15 protein-coding genes are annotated in these 18,146 nt (G+C 36.5%); 2 read left to right on the top strand and 13 right to left on the bottom strand.

Translation table 11 applies throughout. The features are described from left to right. Nucleotides 1-24: 24 nt before the first annotated feature. The 3 genes from LKL37_RS07365 to LKL37_RS07355 all read right to left on the bottom strand — a co-directional run bounded on the left by LKL37_RS07365 (nucleotide 25) and on the right by LKL37_RS07355 (nucleotide 2,301). Nucleotides 25-261, bottom strand: coding sequence for a YtxH domain-containing protein (locus LKL37_RS07365; RefSeq protein ID WP_431609910.1), 237 nt, complete (start codon nucleotides 259-261; stop codon nucleotides 25-27). A 99-nt stretch (nucleotides 262-360) separates the two neighbouring features. Then, nucleotides 361-1,203: an isoaspartyl peptidase/L-asparaginase gene (locus LKL37_RS07360; RefSeq protein ID WP_431609909.1), complete on the bottom strand. Its 843-nt coding sequence runs from the start codon at nucleotides 1,201-1,203 to the stop codon at nucleotides 361-363. 210 nt (nucleotides 1,204-1,413) lie between these two features. Continuing rightward, nucleotides 1,414-2,301, bottom strand: a complete 888-nt coding sequence (locus tag LKL37_RS07355) for a cyanophycinase (protein WP_431610443.1) — start codon at nucleotides 2,299-2,301, stop codon at nucleotides 1,414-1,416. Between the two features lie 201 nt (nucleotides 2,302-2,502). Between LKL37_RS07355 and cphA the strand changes: the two genes are divergently transcribed. Both cphA and LKL37_RS07345 read left to right on the top strand, forming a co-directional pair. Then, a complete protein-coding gene (cphA, locus tag LKL37_RS07350; protein WP_431609908.1) occupies nucleotides 2,503-5,133 on the top strand; it encodes a cyanophycin synthetase in 2,631 nt (876 codons plus the stop codon). A gap of 172 nt (nucleotides 5,134-5,305) precedes the next feature. Beyond that, a complete protein-coding gene (locus tag LKL37_RS07345) occupies nucleotides 5,306-6,724 on the top strand; it encodes a tetratricopeptide repeat protein (RefSeq protein ID WP_431609907.1) in 1,419 nt (472 codons plus the stop codon). A 49-nt stretch (nucleotides 6,725-6,773) separates the two neighbouring features. Here the strand turns inward: LKL37_RS07345 and ampC are convergent, their stop codons facing one another. The 10 genes from ampC to LKL37_RS07295 form a co-directional block, all read right to left on the bottom strand. Continuing rightward, nucleotides 6,774-7,943 (bottom strand): class C beta-lactamase, encoded by a 1,170-nt coding sequence (ampC, locus tag LKL37_RS07340; protein ID WP_431609906.1) that lies wholly within the window; start codon nucleotides 7,941-7,943, stop codon nucleotides 6,774-6,776. Nucleotides 7,944-8,293: 350 nt separating this feature from the next. Further along, nucleotides 8,294-8,752, bottom strand: coding sequence for a hypothetical protein (locus LKL37_RS07335; protein WP_431609905.1), 459 nt, complete (start codon nucleotides 8,750-8,752; stop codon nucleotides 8,294-8,296). A 22-nt stretch (nucleotides 8,753-8,774) separates the two neighbouring features. After that, complete coding sequence (locus LKL37_RS07330) at nucleotides 8,775-9,953, bottom strand: hypothetical protein (RefSeq protein WP_431609904.1); 1,179 nt, start codon at nucleotides 9,951-9,953, stop codon at nucleotides 8,775-8,777. A 196-nt stretch (nucleotides 9,954-10,149) separates the two neighbouring features. Next, nucleotides 10,150-10,983: a type 1 glutamine amidotransferase gene (locus tag LKL37_RS07325; protein ID WP_431609903.1), complete on the bottom strand. Its 834-nt coding sequence runs from the start codon at nucleotides 10,981-10,983 to the stop codon at nucleotides 10,150-10,152. A 33-nt stretch (nucleotides 10,984-11,016) separates the two neighbouring features. Beyond that, nucleotides 11,017-12,138, bottom strand: coding sequence for a carboxylate-amine ligase (locus tag LKL37_RS07320; protein ID WP_431609902.1), 1,122 nt, complete (start codon nucleotides 12,136-12,138; stop codon nucleotides 11,017-11,019). A 30-nt stretch (nucleotides 12,139-12,168) separates the two neighbouring features. Beyond that, entirely contained in the window at nucleotides 12,169-13,122 is a 954-nt protein-coding gene (locus tag LKL37_RS07315; RefSeq protein WP_431609901.1) for an ATP-grasp domain-containing protein, read from the bottom strand. Between the two features lie 55 nt (nucleotides 13,123-13,177). Then, nucleotides 13,178-13,891 carry an alpha/beta hydrolase-fold protein gene (locus tag LKL37_RS07310; protein ID WP_431609900.1) on the bottom strand — a complete coding sequence of 238 codons (714 nt, stop codon included), beginning with the start codon at nucleotides 13,889-13,891 and terminating at the stop codon, nucleotides 13,178-13,180. 199 nt (nucleotides 13,892-14,090) lie between these two features. Continuing rightward, nucleotides 14,091-15,305, bottom strand: coding sequence for an ATP-grasp domain-containing protein (locus LKL37_RS07305; RefSeq protein ID WP_431609899.1), 1,215 nt, complete (start codon nucleotides 15,303-15,305; stop codon nucleotides 14,091-14,093). Nucleotides 15,306-15,446: 141 nt separating this feature from the next. Then, nucleotides 15,447-16,862, bottom strand: a complete 1,416-nt coding sequence (locus LKL37_RS07300) for a leucyl aminopeptidase family protein (RefSeq protein WP_431609898.1) — start codon at nucleotides 16,860-16,862, stop codon at nucleotides 15,447-15,449. Nucleotides 16,863-16,933: 71 nt separating this feature from the next. Then, nucleotides 16,934-18,055: an alpha/beta hydrolase-fold protein gene (locus LKL37_RS07295; protein WP_431609897.1), complete on the bottom strand. Its 1,122-nt coding sequence runs from the start codon at nucleotides 18,053-18,055 to the stop codon at nucleotides 16,934-16,936. Between the last annotated feature and the right edge of the window lie 91 nt (nucleotides 18,056-18,146).

The raw sequence follows: 18,146 nt of genomic DNA, 5'->3' as shown, positions 1-18,146 counted from the left end.
TTAAAAAAAACTGCTCTTGTTAAATTAGCTTAGAGAATCTTCAGCCTTTGTTTTTGCTTCGTCCACTTTAGTCTGAACCTGGGAAGCAACGTCATTGGCTTTACTTTTAAGGTCATTTCCCCACTTGTTAAGATTGTCTTTTGCTGTATTAATTTTATCTTTTACTGCTTGTTGATCTTCAGGGCTTGAATTCTTATATTTCCAATAAGCTAATGCACCTAAACCTAATAAAGCTAATAAACCTTTTACTTTGTTTCCCATGATTTCTATTTTTTTATGTATTAATATTAAAGTTTGTTGTTATCAATAATGTAAAATACGTGCCAAAAAAATAACTGGACTTATAAAAAAATGTTAAATTTAAGAGAAGACTACAAAATTTTCACCATCAAAACTGGCGAAAACCATAGTAGGATAGGAATCCTGATGATAAACATTCCCTTCTTTGTCAATAGCAATGGCACCTGCGAACCCATCAATGGTTTTAAGTTCATCAAATGTTTTGCTGAAAGCCTGCTGAAGGCTCATTCCGTCTGTAACTCTTGTTACAATTTTTGTGGCAGTAGCATTGCTCACAATATCTTCTCCCACACCGGTACAGCTTACTGCACAGAATGCATTGGCATAATTTCCGGCCACTGTGGCAGAATCTGAAATTCTTCCGGGAATTTCAAAACCTTTTCCTCCCGTAGAAGTTGCAACCGCCAGTTTTCCTTCATGATCTATAGCAACACAGCCTACAGTACCTATTCCTCCATTAGCAAGTTTAGCCTCATATTCTTTTCTTCTCTGAGGAATTTCCGTAGAAAAATTTTCAAAACCATGCTTTGCAGCATAGATTTTTGCACCATTTCCTCCTAAAACTCTGTCATCCTCATTGATAAGATCTTTGGCAACAAAAATAGGATTCTTTACATCCTGAATATTGATCACACCGCTTAACTTCTGAGTGTCTCCGTTCATAATCGCAGCACTCATACGAATAATGCCGTCACTTTGAATCTGAGACCCGATTCCTGCATTGTATAATGGATCGTTTTCCAGTAATGAAACGGCATATGCAACGGTATCAAAAGCGGAATGTGTTTTAAGATAATCAAAAGCTTTTTGGGCAATTTCTTTTAAAGAGTCCTGTTTAGCTGTTTTTACTTCATGGCTTTGGTCGCTTTCTGAGAAAAAACCGCCGTGGATAATGATTTTCATAATAGATATGGGTTTCTTGTTCCCGAGTTATGTATTTATTATAATCAATAATAATCCGGGTTATTAATAAGAAGAAAAGATAAGAATTTTATTAATATCCTGTATTAATGTGAGTTTCGTGTTCCGGGATTTCGAGTTTGCTATATTTTTTGGAAAATAAATCTCGATGTTATCTATAAGACTCCGAATCTCGAAATCCCGCACCCTTCACTACTTATCCTGCGGTATCGGATTAAACTGAGAATTCTCAATAGTTAATACCTTCGTTGTAAGATCATAATGATCATTCATAGACATTACGTGTACCGTTAAATTATCAATAGAAATAGGCTCTCCAAGATTAATATTCGTAAGATTGGTATCTTTAATAAATCTTCCGTCTACTAAGATAACAAGACCTGAACCTACAGCTGTCATCACATCATTATGAATGAAAAGTCCTGTATCTTCTCCCAGTCCGATTCCCAGGGTTCTCGGATTGTTCACTACCGCCTGGAAAAGACGCCCGATTCTTCCCCGCTGTACGAAGTGGGTATCAATAATAACATTATCAATTAAACCTAATCCCTGAGTGGTTTTGATTTCTCCTTTTAAAAGAGCTTCAGAACTGCTTCCCTGGTAGATCATATTTTCAGAAGCGGCAGCAGCACCTGCGGAGGTACCGGAATAAATAAAATCCTGTTCCTGATATTTTAATAAAACCGTATCGTGGAATCTTGTACCTCCAAGAATAGAAGTCAGTCTCAGCTGATCCCCTCCAGTGAACATCATGACATCAGCAGCATTTGCTCTTGCTACCATCGCATCAGAATTAGCTTCTTCACGGTTGTGGATGTCCAGAACATTTACATTTTTAGCACCAAGAAATTCAAATGCTTTTTTATATTCAGAGCCTACAATCTGGGGAATTTGAGAGGCGGTTGTTACAATTTCAATGACAGAATTTTCCTTAAGTTTTGATTCATTAATGATCTTTCGTAAGATCCCACGCTCAAAAAAATTAAGATTCTTTTCGATATTCTGATCATAATCGGTTTCAGCAAAACTTCCTTTGTTTACAGCTCCTCCGATAACTATTAATTTTCCAACAGGTTTCATCATTGTACAAAATTAAAAAATAATTAACATTTCTTCGCGAATTTCGTGCCATCTTTAGTTGATTTTTAATGTTTTAAGAATGTTAATTAAAATTAATTTTTTTTTAACAAATCTTTAAATCTACTATGGTTTCGTTTTGGGTTTTACATTATCTTTGGCTATGAAAGGAGTTATTGTTAACTGTTAAAATGCCAATAGACTATGAAAATCGAAAAGATTCAGGCACTAAGAGGTCCTAACATCTGGAGCATCAGAAGAAAGAAGCTGATACAGATGAGGTTGGACTTAGAAGAAATGGAGGATTATCCTACCAATAAAATAGAAGGTTTCCGGGAAAGGATTGAAAAATTAATTCCTTCATTGATTACCCACCGATGCTCAGAAGGAGTAGAAGGAGGCTTTTTCCATAGAGTGGAAACAGGAACCTGGATGGGACACGTCATTGAGCATATTGCCTTGGAGATTCAAACCTTGGCAGGAATGGATGTAGGGTTTGGAAGAACCCGTGAAACAAAAACTCCGGGAGTGTATAATGTGGTTTTCAATTATATTGAAGAAAATGCAGGTATCTATGCTGCAGAAGAATCTGTAAAGATTGCCGAAGCATTGGTAGAAGGGAAAGATTATGATGTGAATGCATGTATTCATCGGTTAAAAGAAATCAGAGAACGTGTGCGTCTGGGACCATCTACCGGAAGTATTGTAGAAGAAGCGGCTTCCAGAAGAATTCCATGGATCAGATTGGGAACCAATTCTTTAGTGCAGTTAGGTTACGGAGTGAATCAGCAAAGGTTTCAGGCTACCATTACAGGAAAGACAAGTTCTATTGCTGTGGATATTGCCTGCAATAAAGAGCTCACCAAAAGAATGCTCCATGATGCAGCTATTCCGGTTCCGATTGGAGATTTAGTAGTAGATGAAGAAGGATTAAATGCGGTGATCAGAAAAATTGGCTATCCTATTGTTCTAAAACCTCTGGATGGAAATCACGGAAAAGGCTCTTCCATTAATGTAAATGAATGGGAGGCTGCTAAAATAGGTCTGGAACACGCTCAAAAGTATTCAAGAAAAGTAATTGTTGAGAAATATATTACAGGGTATGATTTCCGTATACTGGTTATCAATAATAAAATGGTGGCAGCAGCAAGAAGAGTTCCTGCCCATGTTGTAGGTGATGGCGAACTGAACCTTCAGCAGCTTATTGAAAAGGAAAACAAAGACCCGAGAAGAGGTTATGGTCATGAAAATGTCCTTACCGAAATTGAGGTAGATAAAGATACTCTTGAACTTCTTGATAAACTTCAGTATACCCTGGAAACAGTTCCTCAAAAAGGAGAGATCGTTTATCTGAAGTCAACGGCTAATCTTTCAACCGGAGGAACGTCTATTGATGTAACAGATATGGTACATCCGGAAAATATCACAATGGCTGAACGAGTTTCCAAAATTATCGGATTGGATGTCTGCGGTATTGATGTGATGGCAGAGAATCTTACACAGCCTTTAAAAGAAAGTGGAGGGGCAATCATTGAAGTAAATGCCGCTCCGGGATTCAGAATGCACCTTGCTCCAAGCGAAGGATTACCAAGAAACGTGGCAGCACCTGTAGTGGATATGCTTTATCCACAGGGGAAACCTTTTACCATTCCAATCATTGCGGTAACGGGAACCAATGGAAAAACAACCACGACGAGACTTATCTCACATATTGTGAAAAGTAACGGCTATAGAGTAGGGTTCACCACTTCTGATGGAATCTATATTCAAAATACCATGTTGTCTAAAGGAGATACTACAGGGCCGCTTTCAGCAGAATTTATTTTGAAAGATCCTACAGTAGAGTTTGCTGTTCTGGAAACTGCCAGAGGAGGAATTTTACGCTCCGGACTTGGGTTTTCACAATGTGATATCGGTGTTTTAACCAATATTGAGGAAGATCATTTGGGAATGAATGATATTCACAATTTAAAAGATCTTACCAAAGTAAAAAGGGTAGTGCTGGACAGTGTAAAGAAAAGCGGTTGGAGTGTGTTGAATGCAGACAGCGAATATTCTATGAGGATCGTCAATGATCTCGATTCTAATGTAGCGATCTTCAGTATGGATGAAAATAATCCTCATATCGTAAAATTTGCGAAAGAAGGAAAAATCACGTGTGTCTATGAAGAAGGTTTTGTGACTATTAAAAAAGGAGACTGGAAAATTAGAATAGGAAAAGCCAAAGATTTCCCGATCACAATGGAAGGAAAGGCCAGATTTATGATTGAAAATGTATTGGCGGCAAGTTTGGCGAGTTACCTTTACGGATTCGGGATTGAAGATATTTCCAATTCTTTGAGAACCTTTATCCCAAGTGCTCAGCTTACTCCGGGAAGACTGAACGTTTTTAAATTCAAAAACTTTAAAGTTCTGATCGATTTTGCTCATAATCCTTCAGGCTATGAAGCGATTGAAGATTATCTTAAAAATGTAGAGTCCACGAAGAAAATTGGTATTATTTCTGGTGTTGGAGACCGAAGAGATGGTGATATCAGAGAATGTGGAAAGATTGCAGGAAGAATGTTTGATCATATCATTATCCGAAACGAAAAACATCTTCGAGGAAGAACTGAGGAGGAGATCAATGGATTGATTATCGAAGGAATGCAGTCTGCAGGAAAAGATGTAAGCTATGAGATTATTCCTAAAGAAATAGAAGCCTTGAAACACGCTATGGGAATGGCAGAAGAAGGAACGTTTATCACGGCTTTGAGTGATGTTATCTCCAATGCTATTGATCTGGTACAGGAATATCAGGCAAGAGAATTATTGGAAGACGATAAAAACGTATAAATAAATCTTTATCAACTTATTAAAATTGCAATACGAAATGAATAAAAACGTATTGCAATTTTTTTATACCCATAGCACTGCTGTTGATTTGCAAATACATTGTAAATACTTTTAACTTTTTTTAAAAGTGAAAAAAATAAAAAATTATTAACTTGCAGTACGATCGGTTTTTATGAAAAAGGCACTATTTATTTTCTTTCTTTATTTTTCTGTACAGTCTTATTCTCAAAACTATATTCCGGCAAAGCTGGATAGTATAACGAGTGTCTATAAGAATAAAGGAGAATATGAAAAGGTTTTCCAATACAATATAGCTGCACTTCAGTATTATAAAGAACATGATAACCCCGAGGGAGAGGCTTTGGCTAATATTAATATTGCTAATGCCCTTTCTACCTTTGATGAGCACCAGAAAAGCCTGCATTATCTGGATGAAGCTAAAAAGCAACTTAAATTAATCAATAATAATGGACTGAATGCCAGATTGTGTAATGAAATTGCAAGAAATTATGCTTTTTTAGGGCTTTATAATCAGGCTAATATTCAACTCAATAAATCGATAGAATATCTTAAGCATGCCCCTGATACAAAAGAGAACAGAAATTCTTTATTTTTTGTGTATATCTGGAAGTGGTCCAATTTTGAGGATTTAAAACTACCTGATTCTATTAACGCTATGCGGAAAAAAGGATTAAAAGATTTTCCCAATGAGCCTAAAATTTATGTAAGAATTGCAGAACAGTTTTTATCCAAGAAACAACATCTTGATTCCGTAGAATATTACCTGAATAAGGCATCTGGACTAGCCGTAGAAAATAACAGCTCTCTTCATGCTTACGGAGCTATCGCAACAAGACGTGGAAACCTGTACACTCTGAAAAAAGATTATCCGAAGGCGCTTGAATATTATCAGGAATCTTTACCCATCTATCTGAAAATAAATCGGGGTGCAGATATTATAGATACTTATAAAAAGATCTATCAAACTTATCTGGCTCTGCATGATATTCCAAAAGCAAATGAATATCTGGCAAAATATACCGAACTTAATGACAGCATCCAATCCGGAGAAAGAAAAGCTGTTGCTTCGGTCGTTAATAATCTTGCTATTGAACAGGAAAAAGAGAGGAATAACCTCTACATCATTATTGTTGCTATTGCTGGTATTGCTATTGTATCTATTGCCACAATATTTATGATTCGGAAACGGAATAAAAGAAGAGATCAGCTGCTTGAAGAACAGAAAAAACTCATCGGTGAGAAAATAATTGAAACAGATCAATTGAAAAAGAAAGTGGATACTTCCATTAATGAATTGTCTAAAATGGCTACCTCCAACAATCCTTTTTTTATAAGTAAGTTTAAAGAGGTTTATCCGGAATTTTATGAAAAACTAATTTCACAATATCCTGATCTTACCAATCATGATATTAAATTTATCGCTTATGTAAGGCTTAATCTGACCAATAAAGAAATCGGACAATGCGGAAATGTAACAGTAAGAGCTGTGGAAACCAAGAAATACAGGCTTAAAAAGAAACTAGAATTACCCGCTGAGATGGACTTAGGAACTTGGGTTTCAGGATTATAATTAAAATAAAAATGCCTCAGGTATTTCTGAGACATTTTATTGTGATGGATTATAATTTTTCAGACTTTTCTAAATAAGATAAGAGTTTATAAGCAATATCAATCCTTTCAGAATTAGGATAGTTTTTATTGGCAAGAATGACAACACCAATTTTTTTCGAAGGAACATACATTACATAAGCTCCAAAACCATTGGTAGCCCCGGTTTTATTAATCAATACATCTGTTGCCGGTTTCTGATGAGGAAGGATTTCCTTTACAGGATTGGGCTTAAAGGCCATATCCGCTGAATTTCCTTTTTGAAGCTGTTCCAGTGTTACCGGGTAATTATACTGCTCCCAGATAAGATCCTGCGTCATTTCTGAGGTGTTAAAATAGCCGGTATGAGTATTCATTACTGCAGCAGATAACTTACGGTCAATGTTTCCAATTCCCATATTCGCATCTACAAATGTAATCATATCCTGTGTACATGATTTCACTCCATAAGCTTCATCTGCCAAAACTTCAGGGTTTAAACGTATAGGTTCATTATTTTTGTTATAACCGAATGCATATTGGCTCATATTTTCAGCTGGTACTGTGTAAAATGTATTATTCAATCCCATTTTAGCAAAAACATTTTCAGTCATTGCTTTTGTGAAAGGTTGATTCATCGTTTTTCCTGCAATGATCCCTAGCAGACCAATGCTCGGATTGGTGTACATTCTTTGAGTGCCTGCCGGATAATCAGGCTTCCATGTTTTATAATACTGGATGAGTTGTTCATTATTCGTAATCTCCTCAGGCAGCTGCAGCGTAAATCCACCTGCGGTATGTGTTCCCAGATTATAAAGTTTTATTTGATCAAAAGCGGTGTTTTTAATTTCGGGCATATATTTGCTCACTGGGTCAGATAGGTTAAGTGTTCCGTTCACATGTGATAAACTGGCTAAAGTAGCCGTGAATGTTTTGCTTACAGAGCCCAGCTCAAATAACGTTTTATTGGTAACTTCTATCTGGTCTGCTTTTGAAGCCAGTCCATAATTGAAAAAAGTATGTTTTCCATCTATCGTTATGGCAATACTCAACCCTGGAATTTCATTTTTCTCCATGACAGGTTTCACCAGAGCATCCAAATAATTATTAAGATCTGACGCCTCCTCTTTCTTGGGATTATTACAGCTTGATAAAAAAGATAAACATAATACTGCAACAGATATGTTTTTTAAACTTCGCATAATTTTAAGATTTTATAATTGAATTTTTTACTTGTGTATACAGTGAGAAATTTCCTGAAGAATTTTAAGCGAAAGTAAAATAAATTTGCAGTATTATCTCTACTACAATTGCACTACAGTTATATATTTAATTGAATATTAGTATTTTGTAATTTTTTTGAAGAGCGTTTGAAATAGCAGGGAACTGTTAGAAAAGAATTAGCTGAAAGAATTTTATCCTTAGAAAAAGGTGATGGTGAAGTGGTATATGCTAAATAAGTTTCGGCTGAACCAAAGGTTCAGCCGAAGCCTGTTTTTTCAAAAATTAAAAGATATACTATTATTTACAGTAATTGTATCAGGTTTTACTCTTATAAGTTTTCCCAGGTTTTCTTAATTTTCTGCATTTTAACAAGGTAGAAATACAAAGGAATAAGTTCAAGTCTTAGTGTAAAACTAATATTGGGAAAAGTAAAAGGTATAATCACCATCATAATTAAACAAATAGCAATGCCTATAATTGCATCAGCTATTGCGGCCTGTACAGCCCATTTTTGTTCAAACCAAAGTCCATAGGCAACAATACCTTTATATAGAAAAAGGGAAGATATCAAAAGTCCTATCATTGAATAGGGATGGTTTGCTTTTATTCCATATAAGGATAAACTAATATGAGTTAAAAAAGAACCTGCCATCAACAAAATAGCAGCTATTGCTCCTCCAATTAAAAAGAACCATAAGAAAATTTTAATCCACGTGGGTAATAGATTTCTTCTTCGGGTTAAAGCAGTGTTTTCAAATTCTGCAAAAGGTGTTGACCTTTCTTCCATGTATATTAGTTTTTAAAGTTATTTATCCAAAAAAAGCATTCGAGCTTCCGATCCAGATGGCGTCTTTTTTATTGAAGTCTACATTTACCATTGCTGCTTTGGTCATTCTTCCCAGATTTTCCAATAGGATAGGACGGTCGTCATTTTCCCGCCAAATATACAACAAACGGATCTCTGCTTTTGAAAATTCTCCATTGATATCCTCAAAAATAGGTTCATAAGTTACCTTTCTCTGCAGAATATAGTTTTCTTTATCCTGAATAGCTTCGGTAATTTCCTTGGTAGGATTCAGGTCAACTCCACTTCCTGCAAACGAAAATAAGGGTTTCAATACAAAATTTTCAAGGTTTTCATTTTCCGGAAACTCATGCAGGAAATAACTCTTTGGAACAAACTGATGCTTTAATAAAGGCAAAAGAAACTTTGATATTTTAAAGAACCAGTTCGGGTGTGTTACCCATTTTACATCAACTTCTTCACGGAAGTCAAACTCTGTAACAAGATCAGGAATATTGTCCAGTTCATCAAATATAACACGGTTGTAGATTCTCTTGATTTCTGTCAGCTTTCCATTATTTTCATAATACAGTTTTTTACCTTCCTTTTTTACTTTGGTAAGACATACTGTTTTTATACCCAGTAATTTCTCTGTTAAGGCAAAATCGATAGCTGTCTTCTGTTTTTCCGGGAAAATTTCAAGCAGAATTACATTTTCAGGATCTTCGTCGCCTACAATCAGTTCCTTCAAATAATTTTTGAACGTTTCATGAGGCATAGGATTTTTGATTTCAGAAAGAAAAGGATAGACTTCACAATACGTTTCTTCATATACTTTCTGGAAAGCATACAGAGAAGGAAAAGCCTGAAGTTCTATCAGCTGAGGTTCTATCTCTCCATTTTCACTTTTGCAGACTCCAAAATCTATGGTGAAAAAATGAGGCTGATCTGTATCATTGGGAACCCAGCAGTTATCAGGAATGGCTTTTTGAAGAGCCTCTTTTGGCATTGCTTTGATCTGGCTGATGATACTTTCGCTGGCATCTATAAGTTTGCTTTCAAACTCTTTAGTAAGGAAAATGGGACTTTCTGAAACTCTGAAAGTAGGGGCTATTCCTCCTTTTTGTAATAATATATCTTTTAATTGATTGTATTTTTCATCCGAAAACTCCTGATTAAACTGTTTTCTGTATTTTGGGATCATATTTTTTTTCTTTTGTGATGTTAAAAAAATCGAGCATTTCTGCCCGATTGTTATAGTATGGAAGCTTGAAGCTGGAAGAGGGGTTTTCAAATCTAATAATATTAATATTTTTAGTTCATGAATAAAAGGATATTTAGTAGTCTTAACGAATAATAACTTCCAGCATCCTTCTTCCGGCCTCCAGCTTTTAAACCTTTTAAACCAAAGATTCAGCTTCTTTCAAAATGTTTTTTTTTGCAAACTGAAGAAACCTCGGCAGGATTTGATTTCTGGTCAGGATGATTTTGTCTTCATCATCTATTCTGTCCATAGTTTCAAGATACTTTTCCATTCCGAAGTTTTCGATCATGGCTTCTCTGTTTTTTTCATCTTTCAGATTTTCAATCAGAGATTCAGGATTGGCTTCAGGGTGAAATTGTGTTCCGAATATCTCTTCCGAAAAACGAACGGCCATTATCGCTCTTTCCAGATTAATATGAGGACGGAACTTTTCAATGGCCATAACAGTCATTCCAAGTTCTTCAAAACGGTCATGATTCGGCTCAATAAACTGGTACGCTCTGGAATCTACAGCATAAAAAGGATCCTGAAGATTTTTGAATAAAAATTCCTCTTTACCTTCATCCGTCTTATGAACAGGCATTACTCCGAAAGAATAAGATTTTCTTTTGCAGATATTTCCCAAATTCCAATGAATACTTGCCAGCTGGAATGAATGACAGATCAGGAAAAGATATTTTTTATCCTCACTGTATTTATTGTGTTCAAAAACAGAGTCTAAAAAATCAGCAAATCTGTCTTCCCAGGCAAGACCTTCACGATGTGGATTTCCTGGTCCGCCGGAAGAAATGAAAATATCAAAATCTCCGATTTCCGGCATTTCATCTTTAAATCTCACATCAAATGTCTTGATGATAACATTTTCTTCAGAGTTCTGCTTAAATGCTTCGGAAATCTCTTTAATGTTTCTAAAGCCTTGATTCACATGGTTGTTGTTCATGTCAAGCAGAGCAATTCGAATATCTTTCATTACATCATATTTTTTGTAAAGTTACCAAAAAAATTATGAAGCTGGCTCACCATGTGTTATACCGTACTCCGTTTCAGAAATCATATAATCAACCACTTTCGTTAAATCACCTGTTTCTTTATAGATTTTAAGCTGTCTGTCTGCACCGGTTCCGTTTTCAAGAATCTTCCAGGCATATTCCACTTCATGGCGGCATCCTAAATCGTCTACTACATCATCAATAAACTCTAAAAGTTCTTTTAATAGATGAGGATAAGGCACAGATTCTTCTTTCCCGAAATCAATCAGATGGGCTTCGATACCACTTTTGGAGGCACGCCATTTGTTTTCGTTCAATAACAGTCTTCTGTAGCTTCTGAAACTTAAATTCTGCTGGTGAAGTTTATAGATTTTAGCAACAAGACATTGCATGATGGCAGCAAGACATACCGTTTCATCAATTCTCAAAGGCATATCACAGATTCTGAATTCAATCGTAGGATAGAATGGGTGAACACGCAGATCCCACCAGATTTTCTTAGCATTATCGATGGTTCCTGTTTTTACCAGAAGATCTACATAGCTGTCAAATTCTGCCAGAGAGTTAAAATAACTTGGAATACCTGTTCTTGGGAATTTTACGAAGATTTCCTGTCTGTACGATTTAAAACCTGTATATCTTCCAATCCAGAATGGCGAATTGGTGGACAAAGCATAGACGTGAGGAAGAAAATAACGCATAACATTCTGAATTCTAACGCCTTCTTCGCGGTTAGGGATTCCAATGTGAACATGCAGTCCGAAAATAAGATTTTCACGGGCAACATCTCCCATATCATCCACGATCTTTATATATCTTTCTCCCTGAGTGATATTGTTGTCAGACCAATGAGAGAATGGGTGAGTACCCCCTCCGGAAACACGCAGTCCCTGTTCGTGAGCGGTATTAATGAGATGGCGTCTTAAATTCGTTAATTCTGCTCTGGCTTCCTGAATATTTTGGCAGATACCTGTTTCCATTTCAATCATGGATTCGTGCATTTCGTGCTTTAAGTTTTCACTTAAAACAGCTTTACCGCCTTCAATGATTTTTGAAACGTGAGAAACAAGATCTCTGCTTTCAACATCAATGATTTGATATTCTTCTTCAATTCCAATAGTAAACTGATGATGCATTTGTTTTGTGTTTTTTAATTTTTTTCAATGTTATTTAATGGAATCTTTCACAAAGGTTCCCCAAGTAATATTAGGTTTCCCAGAAACATATTCTTTAGCTTTTTCTATAGCCAGTTTTGCAGCATGCTCTATAATCCATGCAAAGTTTTCTTCTCCTACAGAATTTTTATCCGCATCAGGAGCAGGGTTGCAGAAGTCAATCGCATAAGGAATACCATCTCTTACTGCAAATTCTACCGTATTGAAATCATATCCCAAAGCTTCATTCATGGTAATGGTATAATCATGAATAGTCTTCAGTAGTTTTTCAAGTTCTTTACCTTGCGTCTGGTGAGTAGTGGCATATCTCAAATGAGGAGCATTTCTTGGCTCATAAGGCATGATATGAACATATTTTCTTCCCAAACAGTAAACCCTGTAATAGTCATCAAAAATAATTTCTTCTTGTACCATCATCACCAGTTGCTCTGTTTCTCCTAGTTTGTTCCAAAGATCATCCGGATTCTCAACTCTGTAAACGCTTTTCCAGCCGCCGCCGTCATGAGGTTTCATGTATGCCGGAAATCCTACATAATTGAAGATATATTCCCAGTCATGAGGAAATTTCAAGTTTCTGAATGAAGTTTCGGAAGTATTGTCCGGTCTTTCGTGTGACGGAAGCAAAACTGTCTTAGGAAGCGGAATTCCCAGTTTAGACATTAGGGCATTGTTGAAAAATTTCTCATCTGCACTCCACCAAAACGGATTGTTGATTACATAAGTACCGTTAAGTGCTGCATTTTTCAAATAAGCTCTGTAAAAGGGAACGTCCTGCGAAATTCTGTCGATGATCACTGCATAGCCATAATCTGCACCCTGTTCCAGTTTGTCTATGTTAACAGGTTCAGCCACGATTTCTCCACCTCCAAGTTCATTCACTTTGTCTATAAATGCCCAGGGAAACGTGTCTTCCATACCGAAAAGAATTCCTACTTTTTTTGCCATAATTTTTGTTTTTAAGATGGATGTATATTTTTTCTATTTGTCTTTTTTTGTTTTTTTAAGAGAAGAATGTTCCTATAAATGTAGGGAAAACCATTCTCCATAACGGCCAGTCGTGGCCTATCCATTTTCTTTCATCATACCAGAAGTCTATGCCTTTTATTCTTAAGATTTCTGCCATTTCTACATTTTTTTCTTTGCAGATATCCTGATCAGAAGTACTCAGTACAATATGCATATGCTTGTATTTCCATGCCTCATCAGTTCTTACAAATTCTCGTGGACAGTTGAAATATACCAGATCATCAGAATAGCCATCCATAAAGTTTCTTATACTGAAAGCGCCTGAAAGGCAAAACAGGTGGGAAACCACATCAGGAAACCTGAAAGCAAAATTGGCAGCGTGATACCCTCCAAAACTTGCTCCGGCTACAGCTACGCGATGGGTCTTGTGAAGTTTCTGAATATAAGGTACAAATTCTTTGATCAGAAACTGTACATACCGCTCATAGTTTCTTATTCTTTGCTGAGGAGATATTTTGTCATCATAAAAACTCCAGCTGTCGATGGTCTGTACATTGTAAAGCTTTACTTTTCCCTGTTCAATAAACCAGTTGATACTTCCGTTAAGATGAAAGTCATGGTTCTGGGTGTATTGACCCTGGGAAGTAGGAAACATGATGATAGGATGACCATAATGCCCGGTCACTTCTACCTTGAGACTTGTTCCCAATATATTTGAATAATAATCTGTATGTTCTATATGAGGCATTTTTCCGTGTTTAATTTTAAAATTGTATTGATGCTAATTTGATAAATTCAATTCCTTCAGGCTGATTAATGAAATTGGTAATATGTTTTGCCATTTTCCAGAACCGATTTCCTAAATTACATTTTATAACAGGTTCTTCCTGCAGCTTGTATATTATGAATTCAATAATATTTTGAAAGTCAGTATCTTGCTTTATGATTTAGGAGCTGAGCTTGCTGCTTTTGGGAGGCAGGATGTTCAACATATCCGCATGAATCATTTCTGCAGCAGAATCCAGCCTGTCCTGTACAACTGAAGCATCGCTGGATTTGTAAACAATCCCGACGTGATAATCTATTGGAAGGAATTTTACAACCTCTTCACATTCAAAATTGCTGTAGTTCGGTTCTTTATCTTTAATCAGAGCAACAATCAGCCCGGAATAGTATCCTGTAGGTGGTGAAACATTGTAGTCATTACCCCTTAAAAGAGCATCCTCAATCTTTGCCCATTCTCTCCAGATATTGATGCCGCTTGAAGCTTCCACCAGATCCGGAATATGCGCTCCGCCAACCCTTGAAGAGGTTTCAAGGAAATACCATTTTCCGTCTTCTTTTCCACGGATAAACTCTGTATGGGTAGCACCATTAATCAGTCCGAAATTGGAAAGTACGCTGGCGTTAATTTCGTCCAATGCTTTAAACTCTTCAGAATACCGGCCTAAGGTTTTGGATCTGAATACTCCACCTTCATGAGAAACCTGCATAGGAGGAGCAAGGTATTTCGAGGCAGAAGTGAATATAATTTTTTTATTAAAAGTAAGGCTGTCTACATGATAAACGTCTCCTGGTTTAAAACTTTCCAGTAAAAAAAGATGACGTTCTTCGCCCAATGTTTCTAATGCCTCAGAAAGCTGCTCTTTGGATGTAATTTTTTTGATTCCCGATGCGGAAGCTTCAGAACGGGGTTTCAGTACCCATGGTGCAGGAACTCGGTCTGTAAATTCATTCACCTCATCGTCATTGAATACCGCTGTGAATTCAGGAACACTGATCCCGGAATCTTTTGCTTTTTGGCGCATAGCCAGTTTGTCTCTGAAATATCGGTGGGTAGTCTGTCCCATGCCCGGAATGCGGAATGTTTCCCTGATGAGTGCTGCTTTTTCTACGTCATAATCATCCAAAGCCACTACAGCATCTACTTTTCTGGTTTTCATCAGGTGGGAAAAACCCTGAATAAGATGTTCCAGATTCCATACAGATGGCTTAAGTTCAGGCATATAAAAGGTTTCTTCAATGGCATGCCAGGGCCAATCCTTTTCTTTGAGGTTTTCCGAAGTTACGAGGATGATTTTATTGCCGAGTTTCTTCATTTCGTCCATAAAATCGTAGCCCTTGTAGTAGCACGAAATACACACAATAGTTTTCTTCTCCATATAATGTTTTTTAAGATTTAGTGTATTTTCAAAAATAAAAGCATTTATTTGTTATTTTATTAATAGTAAAAAATACAATATCGTGCGTTTTTGAAAATCCACTAATCAAGTATACAGAGTTTTTTTTAAAAAAACTAATTTTTAGTGATAATTTTCAATTAAATTCACGAGCAGTTGAACCCCATAACCTGTTGCTGCTTTTTCCCTGGCATAGCCTACATTCCCAAAGGCTACTCCGGCAATATCCAAATGCGCCCATTTAGGGTGGCTTTCAATGAATTGCTCTAAGAATTTTGCGGCAATAATACAGTCTCCAATCGGTTTTAAAGAGATGTTTTTAATATCCGCTACATCAGATTGAATATCGTCTTTCCAGACATCCCATAGAGGGAGATTCCAAACTCTCTGATTGGTTAGATCTCCGGTTTTGATCAGATTGTTTTTCAATTCTTCATTATTGGAAAACATAGCGGCGCAGGTGTCTCCAAACATTCTTACTGAGCTTCCCGTTAAGGTAGCCAGATCGATCAGGAAGTCTGTTTTGTAGTTTTTAGAAAGATAAGACAGTCCGTCTGCAAGAATCAATCGGCCTTCTGCATCAGTATCAAGTACTTCAATGGTTTTTCCGTTGTAGGCTGTGATCACATCACTCGGAAGCAGGGCTTTCTCTGAAACAGCATTGTCTGTAATAGGAAGTACAGCAATAATATTCACCGGAAGCTGCATTTCAGCGGCATAAATTAGAGCTCCTATAACAGCTGTAGCACCTCCCATATCAGATTTCATATAGTGAAGGTTGGCAGAACTTTTAATAGATATTCCTCCCGTATCAAACAAGACGCATTTTCCTACCAGTCCGAAAGTTTTGGCATTTTTAACCGTAGTTTTATATTCTAAAATAGTGAAAGCGGCATCATAAGCACTTCCTTGATTAACGGAAAGATATGCTCCCAATCCAAGTTCCTCACATTTCTTTCTGTTAAAAACGGTGTGTTTTAATTCATATTTTTTAGCCAGATTTTTAAGATATGCACTTAAGGTGTCCGGCCTTTTTAGATTGGCAGGTTTGTTGAGCCATTCCTGACAGGCAGTTTGTCCGTTAATCAGAGCTTCTGTTTTCTGGCTGATATGGTCTAATTTTTTCTGGCTTAAATTTTCAAAGTGCAATTCAAATTTTACATTCCAGAAAGCATGTTTTTTATCAAATGGATAGTTGTAAGTTCCTGCTAAAAGCCCTTTTACAAATTCTTCGAACTGTTGTTCGTTCAGGAAATCTGCTAATGCTAATGTAGGGACTGCCTGCAGTTTTTCTTTCTGTGTCTGTGAAAATTTAGCAGCCACCTGCTGGATTTCGAAATTTTGTAAGGTAGATTTTCCTAATCCGATGAAATAAGTAATTCCTTCTTCATGGGCATTCACAAAAACCTCATATTTCTTTCCTGTGAAGAAAGTGGAAATGTTTTTATTGAAATTTTTACTGGTTTTTGTCCATTCTTCTTCGGTGAACAGATGGAAAACCTGAGTGTAATTTTTGTTTTTTTTATTGATTAATTTCATAAATAGATGTTATTTTTTCTAAAGTCATAGATCATTGCTGTCTGAAAATTTTCTTCAGCGATTTTATATGCTTAGTTTTTAATGCTTTGTTGTTGGGGTTTTACTTCTACAGGGTTTTCTGTATTGTCATAAAACAGCCATTCTATAGCCCTTGGAAATTCCTGTGACCAGTAAAATTCATTGTGAGTGCCTTCCGGATTAATATTGGTTTTAAATTCAAAATCGAAAAGCTTTTTTTCTTCCCATCTTTTCAGGTATTCTTCAAAAATATGAATCCTTTTAACCATTTTAGAGCCTTCCTGGCCGCCACCATACAGATAAATCTTGGTCTTAAACGGAACTCTGAAATTCATCATCGGGAAGTTGTTGTTCGGTTCTACCCAAAGAGACGGAGAGAAGATTAATAGCTTGGAATATACTTCAGGATAAAGAAACCCGCTGTATATACTGATCAGTGCGCCCAATGAGCTGCCCCCGATTCCCGTATTGTCGCGGTCTTTTTTAGTTCTGTAGTTTTCGTCTACGAAAGGTTTTAAAGTATCCGCAATGAAGCGGATGTATTTTTTTCCTTCAGAACCATTGGCCACATGATCATTATCAAAAATATATTCTTTAATTCTTTCCTCGCTGCCATGTTCTATGGCAATGATAATAAGATCTCCACGGCCATACTCTGCAAGGATAGAGAGTTTTTTGTCGATTTCCCAATTGCCGAATCCGCTTCCTTCATTGAATAGGTTTTGTGCATCCTGCAGATACAGTACGGGGTAACTCTTGTCGGTAGTGTGATAGTCATAAGGAAGAACTGCCCAAACCTTTCGGTAACGGTCAAGCTGTGGAATGTAGAATTTTTCGGAAATGACTTCTGCAATAGGATAGTATTCTTCTTTGAACGGTCCCCAGTTTAATCTCCATTTTTGTACAGAATCGGAAGTTTTACCCACTGATTTCTTTACTTTCCGGTTGGGCGTTATGTTTCCATACTGATCCAGTTCCACATTCTCCCAGCCTCCTTTTGTGAATTTGTACTCGATTTCTTCGGCAAGGAGCTGGTCTTCAATTTCTATAAAATAATTGGAGGGATCTGTTTGCTGGAGCTGGAAATTGTAATCTTTAGGATTCCAGCTGTTGAAATTTCCGGTGATAAATACCGGTCTGTCGTCTTTTTCTTCTGTATAAAGTTCAAACCTCATCGTATGTGTTTAATAAAATAGTGATGCTAAATTTATAAAAAAAGATTGTTTTGAAATCATAAAAATGTGAGCTAAAAAATGATATATTTGA

Source organism: Chryseobacterium sp. 'Rf worker isolate 10' (genome assembly GCF_050753305.1).
Taxonomy (GTDB): Bacteria; Bacteroidota; Bacteroidia; order Flavobacteriales; family Weeksellaceae; genus Chryseobacterium.
This window is presented reverse-complemented; position numbering and strand designations above follow the sequence as displayed.